General features: G+C 70.1%; 13 protein-coding genes. 5 read left to right on the top strand and 8 right to left on the bottom strand.

The genetic code is table 11. The annotated features are described in order from the left end of the window. Together VF794_RS00735 and VF794_RS00730 are read left to right on the top strand one after the other, a co-directional pair. Nucleotides 1-380, top strand: a 380-nt coding sequence (locus VF794_RS00735; RefSeq protein WP_331106697.1) for a DUF5942 domain-containing protein, incomplete at its 5' end; no start/stop codon positions are given. Continuing rightward, nucleotides 377-592 carry a DUF5818 domain-containing protein gene (locus VF794_RS00730; protein WP_331106695.1) on the top strand — a complete coding sequence of 72 codons (216 nt, stop codon included), beginning with the start codon at nucleotides 377-379 and terminating at the stop codon, nucleotides 590-592. The genes VF794_RS00735 and VF794_RS00730, both read left to right, overlap by 4 nt. A 13-nt stretch (nucleotides 593-605) precedes the next feature. Here VF794_RS00730 and VF794_RS00725 read toward each other — a convergent pair whose 3' ends face one another. Genes VF794_RS00725 through VF794_RS00715 form a run of 3 tightly spaced genes read right to left on the bottom strand, consistent with a single transcriptional unit; the run spans nucleotide 606 to nucleotide 2,933 of the window. Further along, a complete protein-coding gene (locus tag VF794_RS00725; protein ID WP_331106693.1) occupies nucleotides 606-995 on the bottom strand; it encodes a DUF3037 domain-containing protein in 390 nt (129 codons plus the stop codon). Then, nucleotides 973-1,758 carry a HipA family kinase gene (locus tag VF794_RS00720; RefSeq protein WP_331106691.1) on the bottom strand — a complete coding sequence of 262 codons (786 nt, stop codon included), beginning with the start codon at nucleotides 1,756-1,758 and terminating at the stop codon, nucleotides 973-975. The genes VF794_RS00725 and VF794_RS00720 overlap by 23 nt, the downstream gene beginning before the upstream one ends. Then, nucleotides 1,755-2,933, bottom strand: coding sequence for a type II CAAX prenyl endopeptidase Rce1 family protein (locus VF794_RS00715; protein ID WP_414640853.1), 1,179 nt, complete (start codon nucleotides 2,931-2,933; stop codon nucleotides 1,755-1,757). Before VF794_RS00715 ends, VF794_RS00720 begins: the two co-directional genes overlap by 4 nt. Nucleotides 2,934-3,024: 91 nt before the next feature. Here VF794_RS00715 and VF794_RS00710 point away from each other — a divergent pair, with 91 nt between their 5' ends. From VF794_RS00710 to VF794_RS00700, 3 genes are read left to right on the top strand one after another with little or no spacing between them, the layout of a single operon-like run. Continuing rightward, entirely contained in the window at nucleotides 3,025-4,410 is a 1,386-nt protein-coding gene (locus VF794_RS00710) for a hypothetical protein (protein WP_331106687.1), read from the top strand. After that, a complete protein-coding gene (locus tag VF794_RS00705) occupies nucleotides 4,411-5,586 on the top strand; it encodes a cytochrome c3 family protein (RefSeq protein ID WP_331106685.1) in 1,176 nt (391 codons plus the stop codon). Further along, a complete protein-coding gene (locus VF794_RS00700; RefSeq protein ID WP_331106683.1) occupies nucleotides 5,586-6,014 on the top strand; it encodes an Ig-like domain-containing protein in 429 nt (142 codons plus the stop codon). Before VF794_RS00705 ends, VF794_RS00700 begins: the two co-directional genes overlap by 1 nt. Nucleotides 6,015-6,027: 13 nt before the next feature. On the opposite strand, the gene VF794_RS00695 is transcribed toward VF794_RS00700, so the two are convergent. The 5 genes from VF794_RS00695 to VF794_RS00675 form a co-directional block, all read right to left on the bottom strand. Continuing rightward, the gene (locus VF794_RS00695; protein ID WP_331106680.1) at nucleotides 6,028-8,577 is read right to left on the bottom strand and encodes a 1-acyl-sn-glycerol-3-phosphate acyltransferase; all 2,550 of its coding nucleotides are present in this window, start codon (nucleotides 8,575-8,577) and stop codon (nucleotides 6,028-6,030) included. A gap of 34 nt (nucleotides 8,578-8,611) precedes the next feature. Next, the gene (gene argS, locus VF794_RS00690) at nucleotides 8,612-10,330 is read right to left on the bottom strand and encodes an arginine--tRNA ligase (RefSeq protein WP_331106678.1); all 1,719 of its coding nucleotides are present in this window, start codon (nucleotides 10,328-10,330) and stop codon (nucleotides 8,612-8,614) included. A gap of 76 nt (nucleotides 10,331-10,406) precedes the next feature. Next, the gene (locus VF794_RS00685; RefSeq protein ID WP_331106676.1) at nucleotides 10,407-12,092 is read right to left on the bottom strand and encodes an ATP-binding protein; all 1,686 of its coding nucleotides are present in this window, start codon (nucleotides 12,090-12,092) and stop codon (nucleotides 10,407-10,409) included. 248 nt (nucleotides 12,093-12,340) lie between these two features. Then, nucleotides 12,341-13,066, bottom strand: coding sequence for a HEAT repeat domain-containing protein (locus VF794_RS00680; RefSeq protein WP_331106675.1), 726 nt, complete (start codon nucleotides 13,064-13,066; stop codon nucleotides 12,341-12,343). A gap of 102 nt (nucleotides 13,067-13,168) precedes the next feature. Further along, a partial coding sequence (locus tag VF794_RS00675) for a DnaJ C-terminal domain-containing protein (protein ID WP_331106674.1) occupies nucleotides 13,169-14,269 on the bottom strand: 1,101 nt, incomplete at its 5' end.

Below are 14,269 nucleotides of genomic sequence, written 5' to 3'. Positions count from 1 at the left end.
CGGTGGGCGTGTTCTTCGCGCGCTCGTGGTTCGGTGGGGCCTCGGGCGTGGCGGGGGACGTGGTGGACGCCGCCTACCTCCCCATCCCCGACTGGCAGCGCATCATCTTCGGCCGGGGCAAGATGGCCAACCCGCTCTTCTACAGCGCGCTCTTCCCCCTGCTGCTGTCATTCCTGGCCATCAAGTACCAGGGGCTCCGGGCCGCCATCGGTGGGCTCTCGCTGGGCTTCGCCGGCTTCCTCGCCTACGCCGCCTGGGCCAAGGCTCCCGCCCTGGCGTGGATGCCCTTCACGTTCCTCGCCGTACCCTGGCTCGTGGTCAACACGTTCATCTGCCTCATCATCGCGCGCGCCATGCTGCGCAAGGAGACGGCGGTATGAAGTTGACCGGGCGCGTGGTGTTCCGCGACATCGAGACGGGTGTCTGGGTGCTGGAGGGCGATGACGGCCGCACCTACCAGCTCGCCGGCGGAGATCGGAAGCTCAAGAAGGACGGTCAGCGCGTGGAGGTCGAGGGCGATGTGGCCCGCGACATGCTGACCGCCGCCATGGTGGGCCCCGTGCTCAACGTGGCCTCCTACCGCTTCATTTGAAGCAGGGGGGCGCTCAAGGGGGGCGCACCATCCGCTGCAGCAGGTGCTCGAGGGCCTTCGCCGGGTCCTCGCACAGGCCCGAGTGCACCGGGCCCGTCTGGATCATCGTGCTGCGCGGCGCCACCAGCCAGTGGAAGCGCTCCTTCTGCGGCAGTTGCCCGATGGGCCCCGCTGTCTTGCCTCCCAGGCACAGGCGCGGGATGGACTCCAGGTGGCTCCGGAGGAGCTCCACGTCGGCGTCCGGCGCGAGCGCCCGGAGACGCTGTTCGTCCAACTCGACCCGCGCCTCCAGGTAGCGGCGCGTGAGGCAGTAGAGGATGACGCCCGCGTTGATGAACTCCTCGCGATCCACGCGGGGGACCACGCGCACGATGGCGTAATCAAACGAGCTGGGCGCGGGCACGCTGGGCCTCCTCGATGAATGCTGGCACCGCTTCCAGGCGCTTGTGCAAGTACGCGGTGTAGGCCGCCCGGTGCTCCGCCGCCGTGGTGAAGCGCGGCTCCGTCGCCGCTCCCAGCCAGGCGTCCGGAACGCACTCGAGCACCCGCTGGATGACGTCCGCCGTCACCCGCTGGCGCAGGTGGGCTTCCGCCTCGGGCAGCTCCGACGCCCAGGGCAACAGCACATGATCCTTGATCGCCGGGAAGCGGCTCTGGCTGCGCTCCAGGTAGTCGTCCCACGCGTGGTGGAAGTACAGGGACGCGCCGTGGTCGATGAGCCACAGGTCCTTGTGCCAGCTCAGCAGGTTCGGGTTCTTCGGCGTGCGGTCCACGTTCGTCACGTAGGCGTCGAAGCACACGATGGCCGAGGCCTCCGCCCCCCGCGGCGCCGGGCCCACCATCGGATCGAACGTCATCGAGCCCGGCAGGTAGTCCATGCCCAGGTTGATCCCCGCGCTCGCCTTGAGCAGATCGCGGATCTCCCCGTCCGGCTCGGCGCGGCCCAGCACGGGATCCAGCTCCACCAGCACCAGCTCCGGCACCCTCAGGCCCAGTGCCCGTGCCAGCTCGCCCGAGATGATCTCGGCCACGAGCGCCTTCGTTCCCTGGCCCGCTCCCCGGAACTTCAGGACGTACAGGCCCGAATCCTCCGCCTCGATGATGGCGGGCAGCGAGCCGCCCTCTCGCAGCGGCGTCACGTAACGTGTCGCGGTGATTGTTCTCAAGGGAGCCTCTTCTGTTTGGACTGCCGCACCCGCTCCTGCATGTACGCCTCGAGCGGTATGTCGCCCCGGCGGGCACGAATCCGGAGCTCGTAGAGGGCCTCGCGCTCGGCGTGCAGCGCATCCGGCGCGTCCTGGGGTACGGAGCGCAGCGGGTAGTCGCGGTCGAACGCGCTGAGCTCGATGCCGCGAGGATCCAGGGCCACGTAGCTCCCCAGGGACAGTGCCGCGGCGAACATCCAGGGGCTCGCCAGTCGCAGGAGCTTCGCCATGGGCTCCAGGTGAACCGGTCCCTCCGGGGCCTCGTCCGGACGGACAGGGCCGCCCAGCAGGCGCGGGAAGCGGTTCGCGGCGGTCATCAACCCCGCGAGCACGCCGCTGCCCAGCACCACGAACACCAGGATGCTCAGCAGCTCCTCTCGGGGGGTGGACTCGCGCGGGGACTCGAACTGTTTCGCGGCGAAGAACAGCACCGTGGACACGAGGTTGTTGGCCGAGTGCGCGAGGATGCCCGGCCACAGCGAGCCGGTGCGCAGGAACAGCCAGCCAAACAGCACCCCCAGCTCCACGCGGGCGAGGAAGCCCACGGGATCCAGGTGGAACGCGCTGAAGACGACCGCCGAGATGAGGATGGCGCGCGAGGCCGGGTTCCCAGCCGTGCGCCCCGGCACCTTGAGGCCCTGGAGCAGGATGCCCCGGAAGAAGAACTCCTCGCACACCGGGGCCGCGACGCTCACGCTCGCCACGATGAAGGCCAGCTCCACCGCCGTCTGTCCCTGGAAGATGCCCGCCATGTCGTAGATCTCCCGCCACGACTTGGGCATCAGCAGCTGGGAGATGTACTGGATGGGAGCGACGACGGCGAAGAAGTTGACCGTGCCCAGGAGGAACCCGAAGACCGCGGGCGCCAGGTCCGGGAAGGACAGGCCGGTGTAGCGCCCCGGGTTCCTCCCCGTGGCGCGCAGCACGAACCAGCCCAGGCCGAGGAAGACGAAGATCTCCGTGAACCAGATGCCGAAGGCGATGTTGAGGGGCTGGACCATCAGCCCCGCGACCAGGAAGGCCACGAACACGAGCATCGTGGCGACCACCGCCACGGAGCGTGGATCGACCCCGGGGGACGAGGGTGGCTGCGGGGGGCTGGGGGTGACGTCTTCCACCGGGTTGCTCCGGCTGATGAGGGGGGCGCTCGAAACACGAGGCGCGGGGATGGGGCGCTCCTATAATGCCCGGACTTTGATGCGCATCCCGCGACGAACGCCGAGATGGTTGGGCCGTGCGGGCCCGGTGATGGCGCTGCTGGCGGCGGGGACGGCGTCCGCGTCCGCGTTCCAGCTCGAGGCGCGTACCGAGGCGCAGGTGTACCAGATCCGAGCCTGGAGGGGCTCGTCTCCCGAGGAGCCGGTGCTGCTGCCGCGCCGGCGCATCGCCCAGTACCTGGGGCTCACGGGGTACGAACTCGTCACCGGGCAGGACCTGGGTTTCGAGTCCAGCCTGCGTGTCTTCTCGGACTTCGGGCTGCCGCGGGGCGAGGCCGCCCGGATCGACGGGGTGCGCTCGGAGGACGCGGACCTGCTCTACGCCTTCGTGCGCTATGGCACGGGCGGCTTCGAGGGCCGGCTGGGGCGGCAGCTCTACGTGGATGTAGCGGACATCCTGGCCTTCGATGGCCTGCGGGTGCGCTACGTGAGCCCACTGGGGCTCGGGGCCGAGGTGTACGGGGGGCTGTGGGTGAAGGGGGCGGGGTTCCTGGCCTCGTCGGTGTACCAGCCCGAGGGGACGCGTGAGAGCGACGCGAGGCGGCTGGAGCAGGGCGTGCCCGGCGCGGACCCGACGTTGACGGCCCCCGAGCCGGTGTACGGTGCGAAGCTGCTGCTGGAGGACCTCGAGGGCGTGTCCGCCTCGTTGGGCTACCGCCGGGCGCTGGTGGAGGGGAAGACGGACCTCGAGCGCGCGACGGCGGAGGCGCGGTACGGGCGGGGGCTCGGGGTGAGCGCGGTGGCGGGGTTGGACTTCGATCTGCTGCGGCCGCGGCTCGCGCAGGCGCGGGCGCAGGTGCGCTGGGATGGCGAGCGGCTGGCGGTGAGTGGCGAGGCGCTGCGCCTCTCGCCCGTCTTCTCCGCGGACTCCATCTGGTACTGGTTCGCCTTCGCCCCGAGGGACGAGGCGCGGGTGCGCGTGGACTTCTTCCCGCGAGGCCCGCTGCGCTACTACGTGCAGGGCGTGGGGAGCCTGTACCACACGGAGCTCAACAGCGGCCTGCGGCTGGCCGAGGTGGCTCGGGAGTCCGGGGCGCCCCCGTCCTATACGGCGGGAGGCTCGGCGGGCGCGACGCTGCGGCTGGGCCGCTTCCGCTCGGCGCTGGACGTGGCGTACCGGAGGGGCTTTGGGGGCTCGCAGCTCTGGACGGACCTCACCGCCGGCTACGGCTTCGGCGAGGGGCCCTTCACCCTGGACGGGCGGCTGTCCGGGGCGCGCATCCAGGATGGCTTCAACCCGCTGCTGGCGGGCAACTTCCTTGGCGCACAGGTGTGGGCCAGCCAGGCGCTGACCCGCGCGGCGCGCGTGTCCCTGGTGCTGGAGCAGAACGTGAATCCGTTCACCCGCTGGGACTCCAAGGTGTTCTTCCTCTTCGACCTGAAGGCGAGCCTTTAGATGGAACGCCGGTTCCGCACAGCCCTGGGCCTCGTCGTGCTGTCGCTCGTGGCGGCGGGGATCGCCTGGGCGGCCACGGGGCGCGAGCGCAGCCTCGCCGTCTACCCGGCCCAGCACATCCCGCTGCGCTTCGACCATGCGCTGCACCTGAAGGCGGGCGCCGAGTGCGTCACCTGCCACGATACCGCGCGTGCCAGTGGCGCGGTGACGGACCGCAACCTCCCGGGCCACGAGGAGTGCGAGTCCTGCCACGACATCGAGGCGGCCCGGAAGGGCGAGAAGACGGATCCGGCGGCGAGTTGCAACACGTGTCACCCGGGCTTCGACTCGACGGTGCGCCTGGCGCCGCCAAAGGTGGACGTGCCGTCCGCGAACCTGCGCTTCAACCACAAGGTGCACGTGGACAAGAAGGTGGAGTGCGCCACGTGCCACGGCGCCATGACGGACGTGCGGCTCGCCTCCCGGCAGCAGCTTCCGAAGATGGTCACCTGCTTCGAGTGCCATGACGGCAACGTGGCCTCCAAGGCATGCGCCACCTGCCACCCGACGCAGCCCTCGGGCCGGTTGCAGCTCACGTTCCCCTCGGGCGTGCTGCGGCCGATGCAGGGCAATCCGCTCGGCCTGGATCATGGGCCCCGCTACGAGTTCACCCACGGCAGCCGCGCCTCGGTGGACCGGCGGACGTGCATGTCGTGCCACGCGGAGTCCTACTGCCAGACGTGCCACGACGCGCTCCAGAAGCCCCTGTCGGTGCACCCCAACGACTACCTCACCCTGCACCCGGTGCAGGCGCGGCAGGACACCGCGCGCTGCTCGAGCTGCCACCGGATGCAGTCCTTCTGCGCCGCGTGTCACGAGCGCACGGGCGTGGGCATGGACGCGGACCGCTCGCTGCGCGCGCGCAACGTGAAGGTGCACCCGGACTACAACGCCTGGGTGGAAGTGCCAGGGCCCCAGCACCACGGCGTCGTGGCCTCGCGAGACCTCCAGCAGTGCGTGTCCTGCCACCGCGAGGAGTCCTGCATGAGCTGCCACTCGGCGCGCTCCGAGCGCCGGCAGGTGAACCCGCACCCGGATGGCTTCGCCGCGACGTGCAAGCGGGTGGCGGCGGCCAATGACCGGGCCTGCCTCAAGTGCCACACCGAGCCGAGCCTCGCGCAGAAGGGGTGCCGCTGATGCGACGGTTGCTGTGGGTGGGGCTGTTGGGGATGGCCGCGTGCCTGGAGCCGGGGGAGCCGTTCCTCTCCGCGCGAGATACGGATCCGCCCGAGGTGGTGTCCACCGAGCCGGGCGCCGGAGGCACGCTGCCCTCGGACGGCACGTTGCAGATCCTGTTCTCCGAGGCGATGGATGTGCGCACGCTGCGGCCGGGCATCGCCGTCTTCGAGGGCCGGGCGGAGGTGCCCCTGACGTTGACGGTGCCGCCGGACGTGGACGAGGACATCGAGCGAGGGGACGTGCCCTACACCGTCACCGTGAGCGCGGAGGCGGGCGCGTTCACGTCGGGCACGGCCTACACGCTGGTGATGCGCACCTCGCTGACGGACTCCGAGGGCAACGCGCTCCGGCAGGAGGTGCGCGTGCCCTTCCGGACGGCGCCGTGAGGGACGGTGCCCCTCACTGGTGGCGCAGGTAGCGGCGGATCTCCTCCGCGAACTGCTTGGACGCGGCCACGTCGGGCGCGGTGGGACCGGGCTTCAGCTTCTTGTCCTCTTCGACGAGGTAGCGCTGGTCCAGCAGGTAGGACACCGCGTTCTCCAGTGTCACCTTGGCGAGCGACTCCGCCGCGGTGATCCGCCCCGAGAGGTACTCGGCCCGGCCCAGCTCCAGCGCCTGCTTCACGAAGGACTTGCGGTCCTGCGCCGTGCCCGAGGCCACTTCCTGGAGCGTCTGGGCGGCGATCAAGTACGACTCCAGGTAGTCGCGCAGCAGGTCCGCCAGGAACTCCAGCTCCGGCCGGGCATGGGGCTCGGGCGCCACGCTGAGCGTGTCTCCCTGGTGCAGCACCAGACCCATGCGCACCATCCGCTCCACCACCTCGGCGAAGATGGTGTCGAAGCTCGCGCCCACCCGGTAGATGAACTCCACCTTGAAGAGGCGTGACAGCCACAGCGCGCGGGCCTTCACCTCGTCGAAGGGCGCCGGAGCCCCCACCAGCAGCGCGTTGGCCACGAGGCTGCGCGCCGCCACCAGGTTCATCAGCGTGTTCTTGTAGAAGGACATCTCGCCGCGGCGGTTGTCCTCGGCCTGGTAGATGACCTCGCCGTGCGCCGTCTGCGTGCGCACCATCCCGTCCGAGCAGAACGTCCGCATGGCGTCCTGGATGGCGCCCATCGCCTCCGGGTTGCTCGGGGAGTTGGCCAGCATCGTGGACAGGGGCGTCTTCTCCTCCTCGGCGATGCGGCGCAGGATGGTGATGCGATCCGTGAGCTCGCGGCTCGTCATTCCGCGGCGGCGGTGGGCCAGCAGGGACGCGCTCACCAGCGCGTGCGGCGTCACGGTGGACACCTTGCTGATGCCGTACATCATCCGGTTGCCCAGCGCGCGCACCAGGCCCTTCTTCTGCTCGTCGGTGATGGGCTGGCCCGGGGTGAGCCCGCGGCTCTTCATCAGGTCCACGAGCGACAGCGGCTCATCGAAGGTGAGGTGGATGCGGCCGTAGCGTGCCGTGAGCACCTTGGGCGTGCTCAGCAGCGCCTTGAGATCCTCGGGCTTCTTCTCGCCGCCGGCGAGCTCCTTCGAGTAGCTGCCGCCCTCCACCACCTTCTCGTAGTCGATGGAGACGGGGACGAAGAGCAGATCGTTGCGAGCGCCCTCCAGCACGGCCTCCACCTGCCAGGTGAACATGCCCAGCTTGGGAGTGAGCAGCTTGCCGGTGCGCGAGCGACCACCCTCGGGGAAGAACTCCTGGTGCACGCCGTCATGCACCAGCTTCTTCACGTAGCCCTTGAAGGACGCGGCGTACACCTTGTCGTCCTTGAAGGAGCGGCGCAGGAAGAAGGCGCCGCAGCGGCGGAGCAGGGGCCCGAGGGGCCAGAAGGACAGGTTGGCGCCCGCGGCCACCAGGGGCACCGCGTAGCCGCGGTTCCAGAGGATCCAGCTCATCACCAGGTAGTCCACGTGGCTCTTGTGCGAGGGGCACAGCACCAGGGGCGCCTTGCTGGCCTCCTTGAGAACGCGGTTGAGCCCCGTCTCGTCGACCTCGATGCCGTCGTAGATGCGGTTGAACACCCACCCGAGCAGGGGCGAGACGATGGCCAGGGTGGAGGGGCTCGGCTTGGCGGCGATGGCGCGCAGGTTGCGGCGGGCCTCGCGCAGCACGCTCTCCGGGCGGCGGTTGGCCTCGGTGGCCACCGAGTCCAGCGCCTTGCGCAGCGTGCGGTCGCGCAGTGTCTCCTCGAGGATGCGCTCGGTGGACTTCACCGGGGGCCCGAAGACGGCGCGCGTCTCGCGGGCCAGGTGGTGGTTGAGGGCGCTGCGCACCTTGCGAGCGATGACCTCGTCCGAGTCCTCCGGGTTCTCCTCGATGAAGCGCTTGAGGTCGATGGGCTCGCCGACGCGGAACTGCGCGCGGCGGTAGTTGCGGAAGAAGGCCACCATCGAGTGCACGAAGCCGGGCGCGTCGGGGCTGCCGAAGACGTGGTCCAGCAGGCTCGGCTTGATGCGGGAGGTGCGCTTCTCCCAGACGAAGAGCTCGGGCACGAGGTAGACGGTGCGGTCCCCCTTGCGCGCCATGGCGACCAGGGCGGGGAAGGGGTTCTCCTCGATGTCCTTGCCCGAGGCGCTCAGCAGGGCCGTCTTCTTGAGGAAGATGAGGCCGCTGCCGGCATGGCGTCGGGCATAGGTGAAGCGCACGTCGAAGTCGCCGCGCTGGGCCATCTTGCGGAAGGGACGGGTGAACCAGGGCCGCAGGTTCACCACCGCGCGCACCGGGGGCAGGGCCCGGCGCACCATGGCCCAGGCGAGGTAGAGGAAGTTGATCCACGCCGTGGTGCGCATGACGTGCACCACGAAGCCCTTGGCGTGGAGCGCACGTAGCTCGTCCTCGGCCTCGGACGGGAAGCGAATCCCATCGAAGTAGCGCTGCCCGAGCACCCGGGAGATGGGCCCGAACTCTTCCTTCAAGGCCTCGCTGGGACTCTCGGATTGAACCAGTGCGGTGTCCATGTGTTGTTGCCCCCCTTTGTCCACGGGCGCCTCGTTACATGTTCTCGGGAGTGGCGATACCCAGCAGCGACAGGCCGGCCGCGAGGGCCGCCCGCGTTGCGTCCGTCAGCGCCAGGCGCGCTGCCTTCAAGGGCTCGTTGTCCTCCACGAGCACCCGCTTGGTGCGATCCTGGTTGCCCAGCGTGTAGTAGCGGCTGAACTCCGCGGCGAGCTCCAACAGCCACCGCGCGACGAAGCTCGGCTCCAGTTGCTCCGCGGCCTCCTGCACCACCACCGGCAGCCGGGCGATGGCGCGCAGCACGGCCTGCTCCTCCGGCAGGGTGAGCAGCGACGCGTCATACGAGGCGGGCGTCCCACCCCCCTTGCGCAGGACGTTGCAGGTGCGCGCGTGGGCGTACTGGAGGTAGGGGCCGGTGTGGCCCTCGAAGGCGAGGACTTCATCCCAGTCGAAGGTGTAGTCGGTGGCCCGGCGGTTCTTCAGGTCGCCGAAGAAGATGGCGCCCATGCCGATCTGCTCGGCCAGCTTGTCCGGGTCCTCCGGCTGCATCTTCCCGGCCTGGATGTTCTCCTGCACCTTCTCCATGGCGCGCGACTTCGCCTCGTCGAGCACGTCGTTGAGGAGCACCACGGTGCCCTTGCGCGTGCTCATGCCGTGCACGCGGCCGAAGTTGACGTGCACCATGCGGTCCGACCACTCGCGGCCCATGGCCTTGAGCACGCGGAAGAGCTGCCGGAAGTGCAGCGTCTGGTCGGTGGCCACCACGTACAGCGACTTCTCGAAGTGGAAGCGCTCCTGCCGGTCGATGGCGGCCGCGAGATCGCGCGTGGCGTAGAGCGTGCTGCCGTCGTTCTTCTTGAGCAGCACCGGCGGCTCGTTGTCCGCGTAGGGCAGGTCCACGATGGTGGCGCCCTCGGACTCCTTGATGCCGGGCCTGCGGGCGATCTCGTCGATCACCGGGTCCATCTTGCCCTGGTAGAAGCTCTCGCCCTCCATGTGCTCGAACCTGACGCCGAGCCGGGCGTAGATGCGCTCGAAGTCACGCAGGGACGTCTCGCGGAACTCCTTCCAGAGCGCGAGCGACTCGGGCTCCCCGGCTTCCATGCGCCGGAAGAAGTCGCGGGCGCGCTCGTCGAAGGCGGGCTCGGCCTCGGCGCGCTGGTTGGCCTTGACGTACACCTCCACGAGGTGGGCCATGTCCTTGCGGCGGGCGGGGTCGCCGTACTCCTGGAAGCCCACGGCCACGAGGCCGAACTGCTTGCCCCAGTCGCCCAGGTAGTTGATGCCCTCGACCTTGTAGCCGAGCGCGCGGTGCAGGTTGGCCACGCTGTGGCCGATGACCGTGGAGCGGATGTGGTGGAAGGCGATGGGCTTGGCGATGTTGGGCGAGGAGTAGTCGATGACCACCGTCTTGCCGGCGCCCACGTCCCCGCCGCCGTAGCGCACGCCCTGTGAGCGCGCCGTGTCGATGACCTCGGCGGTGAAGGGCATGGCCGCGAACTTCGCGTTGACGTAGGGCCCGGCGGCGACGACGTCCAGGCCCGGGACCTTCAGGCCCTGGGCGAGCGCGGCGGCGATGGCGGGTGGGGCCTTCTTCTGGGCCTTGGCCAAAGGGAAGGTGGGGAAGGACAGGTCGCCGTGAGCCGGGTCGGCCGGCTTGACCTGGGAGTCGATCTCGGAGGCGGGCACGCCCAGGGCCTGGGCGAGTGCCTCGACGAAGGCGGTCCGGTAGCGGGTGTAGACGGAAGCAGTCATGGGATCGCGCGGATACTAAGCGAAACCCGGACATATTCCGCGCACTTCCGACAACGCACCGCGCCGCGGACGCCTTTCAGTTCACGGCCGGGTTGCGGCGGCTGGGACGGACCACGGCCGCCACGGTGTCGAGCAGCCGGGGCAATTGCAGTGGCTTCTCGAAAAATCCGTCGATGCGGTCCAAACCCTGGCCGGCGCCGAGGCTGGAGACCTCGCTGGCGCCGGAGATGATGTAGACGGCCACGTCGGCGAGGGACTCGGTGCCGCGGATGAAGCGGAGCACGGAGCGCCCGTCGTCCTCGCTCAGCCGCAGGTCCAGCAGGACCATGGCGGGGCGGATGTGCGAGAGGATGGAGCGGGCCTCGGCGGCGCCCGAGGTGGACATCACCCGGTAGCCCTCCTGCTCGAGCACCTGCTGGAGCACCTCGCGGCAGTCGGCGTCGTCCTCGACGAGGAGGATGCCACCGGCGCGAGGCCCGGCCTGGGCCTGGTCCGGGGTACTGACGGCGCCGGCGAACATGGGCAGCACGAGCTGGAAGGTGGTGCCCTCGCCGAGGGTGCTGGAGGCCTCCACGCGGCCACCGTGGAGCGCGAGGATTTTCGCCACCAGGGGCAGGCCGAGGCTGCGACCCTGTCCGCGGGTGCCCTCGGGGCGGTAGAAGGGATCGAAGACGTGCTCCAGGTCCTCGTTGCCGAGACCCGGTCCGCTGTCCTTCACGGTGAGCAGGGCGAGCCCGTCCTCGACGGAGACGCGCAGCTCCACGGTGTCATCGGCCTCGCAGCGGTGGATGCCGCTTTCCACGAGGTTCTGGATGGCCTCGGCGATGCGCTCGCGGTCGCCGCGGACGAAGACCTCGCCGGAGGCGGGGAGGGCGAGCTGCACCTTGGCCTGATCGGCCATGGGCGTGAGGGTGCGGATGACCTCCTCGGCCACGGACTTGAGGCCGAAGGGGCGCTGGTTGAGCTGCATCTTGCCGGCCTGGAGGCGGGACATGAGCAGCAGGTCATTCACCATGCGCAGCATGCGGTCCGCGCTGCGGTCGCACACCTGGACGGCGCGGCGCTGGGCGTCGGAGATGGGCCCGAGCTTCTCGCGTCCCATCATGGCCAGGTAGGCCTTGAGGGTGGTGAGGGGGTTCTTCAGATCGTGCGAGACGTTGCCGAGCAGCTCGTCGCGGCTCTGCTCCAGGGCCTTGAGGCCGGCGATGGCCGTCTGGAGGTCCTTGTTGCGGCGGGCGCTGTCGTCGCGCAGGCGGGCGACCTCATAAGCGGCGGAGAGCTGACCGGCGAGCGCGGACAGCAGGGCGTCGGAGAGGGCACGGCGCGGGGCGATGATGGCGAGCACGCCGGTGACACCCTGGGGGCTCTCCAGGGGCACGGCGACGGTCTCCGCGTCGCGGAGGATGACCTTCTCGGCGAAGGCGCGGCCCACCAGCCCCTCCTCGGGGGTGGCGGCGGTGATGCGGTCGTCGTAGCGGCCGCGCACGTGCTCCACGTGGAGCTGGTTGCGCGAGGGGGAGAAGCGCGCCACGTAGCAGGCCTTGGCCTGCATCAGGCCGTGGATGATTTGAAGCTGGGAGCGCAGCGCCTCGGTGGGGCCGGCGCTGGAGGTGATGTGCAGGGACATCTCCACCAGGGCGCGCTCGGCGGCCTCGGTCTCGATCGGAGGCTGGGGCTTGGTGGGGCGGCGAGGCGACGGCTTCTTGGCCTCGGGGCGAAGGGTGACGACCTCGGCCAGATGCGGAACCTTCTTCTTCGGCACGGAGCGACCTCGTGGAGAGCGACGAAAACCCCCTCGGGGGAGATCCTGCGCCACTCGCATCCGGGGTGGAAACCCATCCCGGGTCCTCCCCGCAACAGGGACGACCGCAGGACAATTGCTCTGTTGGATAGGCGACAGCAGGGAGGGTGGGGGGCGCCCGACCCGACAGGTCCTCGGCGCCAGCTCCTCACCCCATCCCTCTCCCGGTGGGAGAGGGGGCATACAGGGGGTGGACCCGGGGGGCGCGCTCAGCCGCGGCGCTGCACGAGGCCGTTGCCGTCGAGGAAGAAGGGCTCGGTCATCGCCTCCTCCACCTTCTCACGGTAGCCCTGGACGCCGAAGCCGCTCTCGTGGAGGGCGGCGAGGGCGGCCGTCTGGACGCGGCGGGCGATCTCCTTGTTCGCGAGGAGCTTGAGGATGGGCTCGCGCGCCGGCTCATGCTTCAGGGGGCCGAGCGCCTTGAGGGCGGCGAGCTTCACGTCGGCGGCCATGTCCTCGAGGTAGGGCAGCACGGCGGGGGCGATGCGCGGGTCCTGCTTGCCGGTGACGTAGTGGAGCAGGACGACCTGCTTCTCGTGGTTGCGCATGTACTTGCCGCTGAGCTCGGTGAGCGTGTCCACGGCGAGGCGGGTGACCTCGGCCTCGGGCAGGAGGGCCTCGAGGATGCGGAGGGCCCAGGAGGTGGCCGCCTCGTTCTTGCGGAGGAACTCGGTGACGGGGGCGATGGCGTCCTGGCCGAAGGCCTTGACGAGCTCGAAGACGTGCTCCTTCTCGTCGGTGTCCGTGGTGAGGGGCTCCACGGTGATGTTGTAGCGCTGGAGGAGGACGCCGACGGCCTCGGGGAACTTCATCTCTCCGAGCTGCTGGAGGGCCTTCTGGCGGGAGGAGGGGTCCCCGTACTTCTGGGTCACCTTGGACTTGAGCTTGAGGGCCTTGTCGGGGCCGGAGCCGCCGAGAAAATCGAAGATGCCCATGATGGAGAGGCTCCGAAGGGGTGATGCGAGTTCTTGGGCGCCGTGTAGGACGCGGCGCAAGCTAACGCAAGAAGCTTGGATGGCCAGGAGTCGGCCACGGATTTAGAGCTGGAGGGAGCCCCGGACATCTGTCTGGTAGGCCCGAGCGAGCGCCTCCGCGGCCTGGCGGGCCTCGGTGGAGGGGTGCTCGGGCACCTTCACCTGGAGGGTGAGGTAGAGGTCGCCGGTGGGCCCGCCCTTGAGCGAGGGCGCGCCCCGGCCCTTGAGCCGCATGCGGCGGCCCGACTGGGAGCCGGGGGGCACCTTCACCGTCACCTCGCCCTGGAAGGTGGGCACGCGCACCTCGGCGCCCAGCATGGCCTCGCTGACCGTCACCGGCAGGTCCAGGTAGAGGTCATCCCCCTCGCGGCGCACCAGGGGGTGCTCCGCGACGATCGTCTCGATGTAGAGGTCACCCGGGGGTCCGCCGCGCGTGCCCGCCGCGCCCTGGCCGGACAGCCGCACCTTGGAGCCCGTCTGGACGCCGGCGGGGATCTTCACGGTGAGGCGCGCCGTCTCGTCCATGACCCCCGCTCCCGCGCAGGAGGGACAGGGCGGCGCGGTGCGGCCGGTGCCACGGCAGGTGGGGCACGTGCCGCCCGCCATGCCCAGGATGCCGCCGCTGCGGCGCACCTTGCCGGTGCCTCCGCAGGTGGTGCAGGTGGAGGGAGTCCCCACCTCGCCCGAGCCCTGGCAGCGCTGGCAGCGGCCGGGGCGCTGGAGGGAGATGTTGCGCTCGATGCCGGTGAGGGCCTCGCTGAAGCTGAGCGAGAGGGTGGCGGTGATGTCCTCGCCGGGGGTGGGCCCGGCGGCCCGACCTCCTCCCGCGGCGCGCCCGAAGATCTCCCCGATGTCGACGCCGCCGCCACCGCCGCCCGCGCGGTTGAAGATGTCCCCGAAGAGGTCGCCCAGGTCGAAGTCCACGCCGCCGCCACCGCCACCGCCGCCCCCACCGCCGAACGGCATGCCGCCACCGGCCGACTGAGCGGCCCTGTAGGCCCGGACCTGCTCGGCCTTCTTCTCGTCGAAGCCGATCTTCGCGGCCTCCTCGCCGAACTCGTCGTACAGCGAGCGCTTCTTCTCGTCCGAGAGGACCTCGAAGGCCGCGTTGAGCTGCTTGAACTTCTCCTCGGCCGCCTTGTTCCCCGGGTTGACGTCCGGGTG

The sequence above is a fragment of the Archangium sp. genome, from assembly GCF_036389735.1.
GTDB lineage: Bacteria > Myxococcota > Myxococcia > Myxococcales > Myxococcaceae > Archangium.
This window is presented reverse-complemented; position numbering and strand designations above follow the sequence as displayed.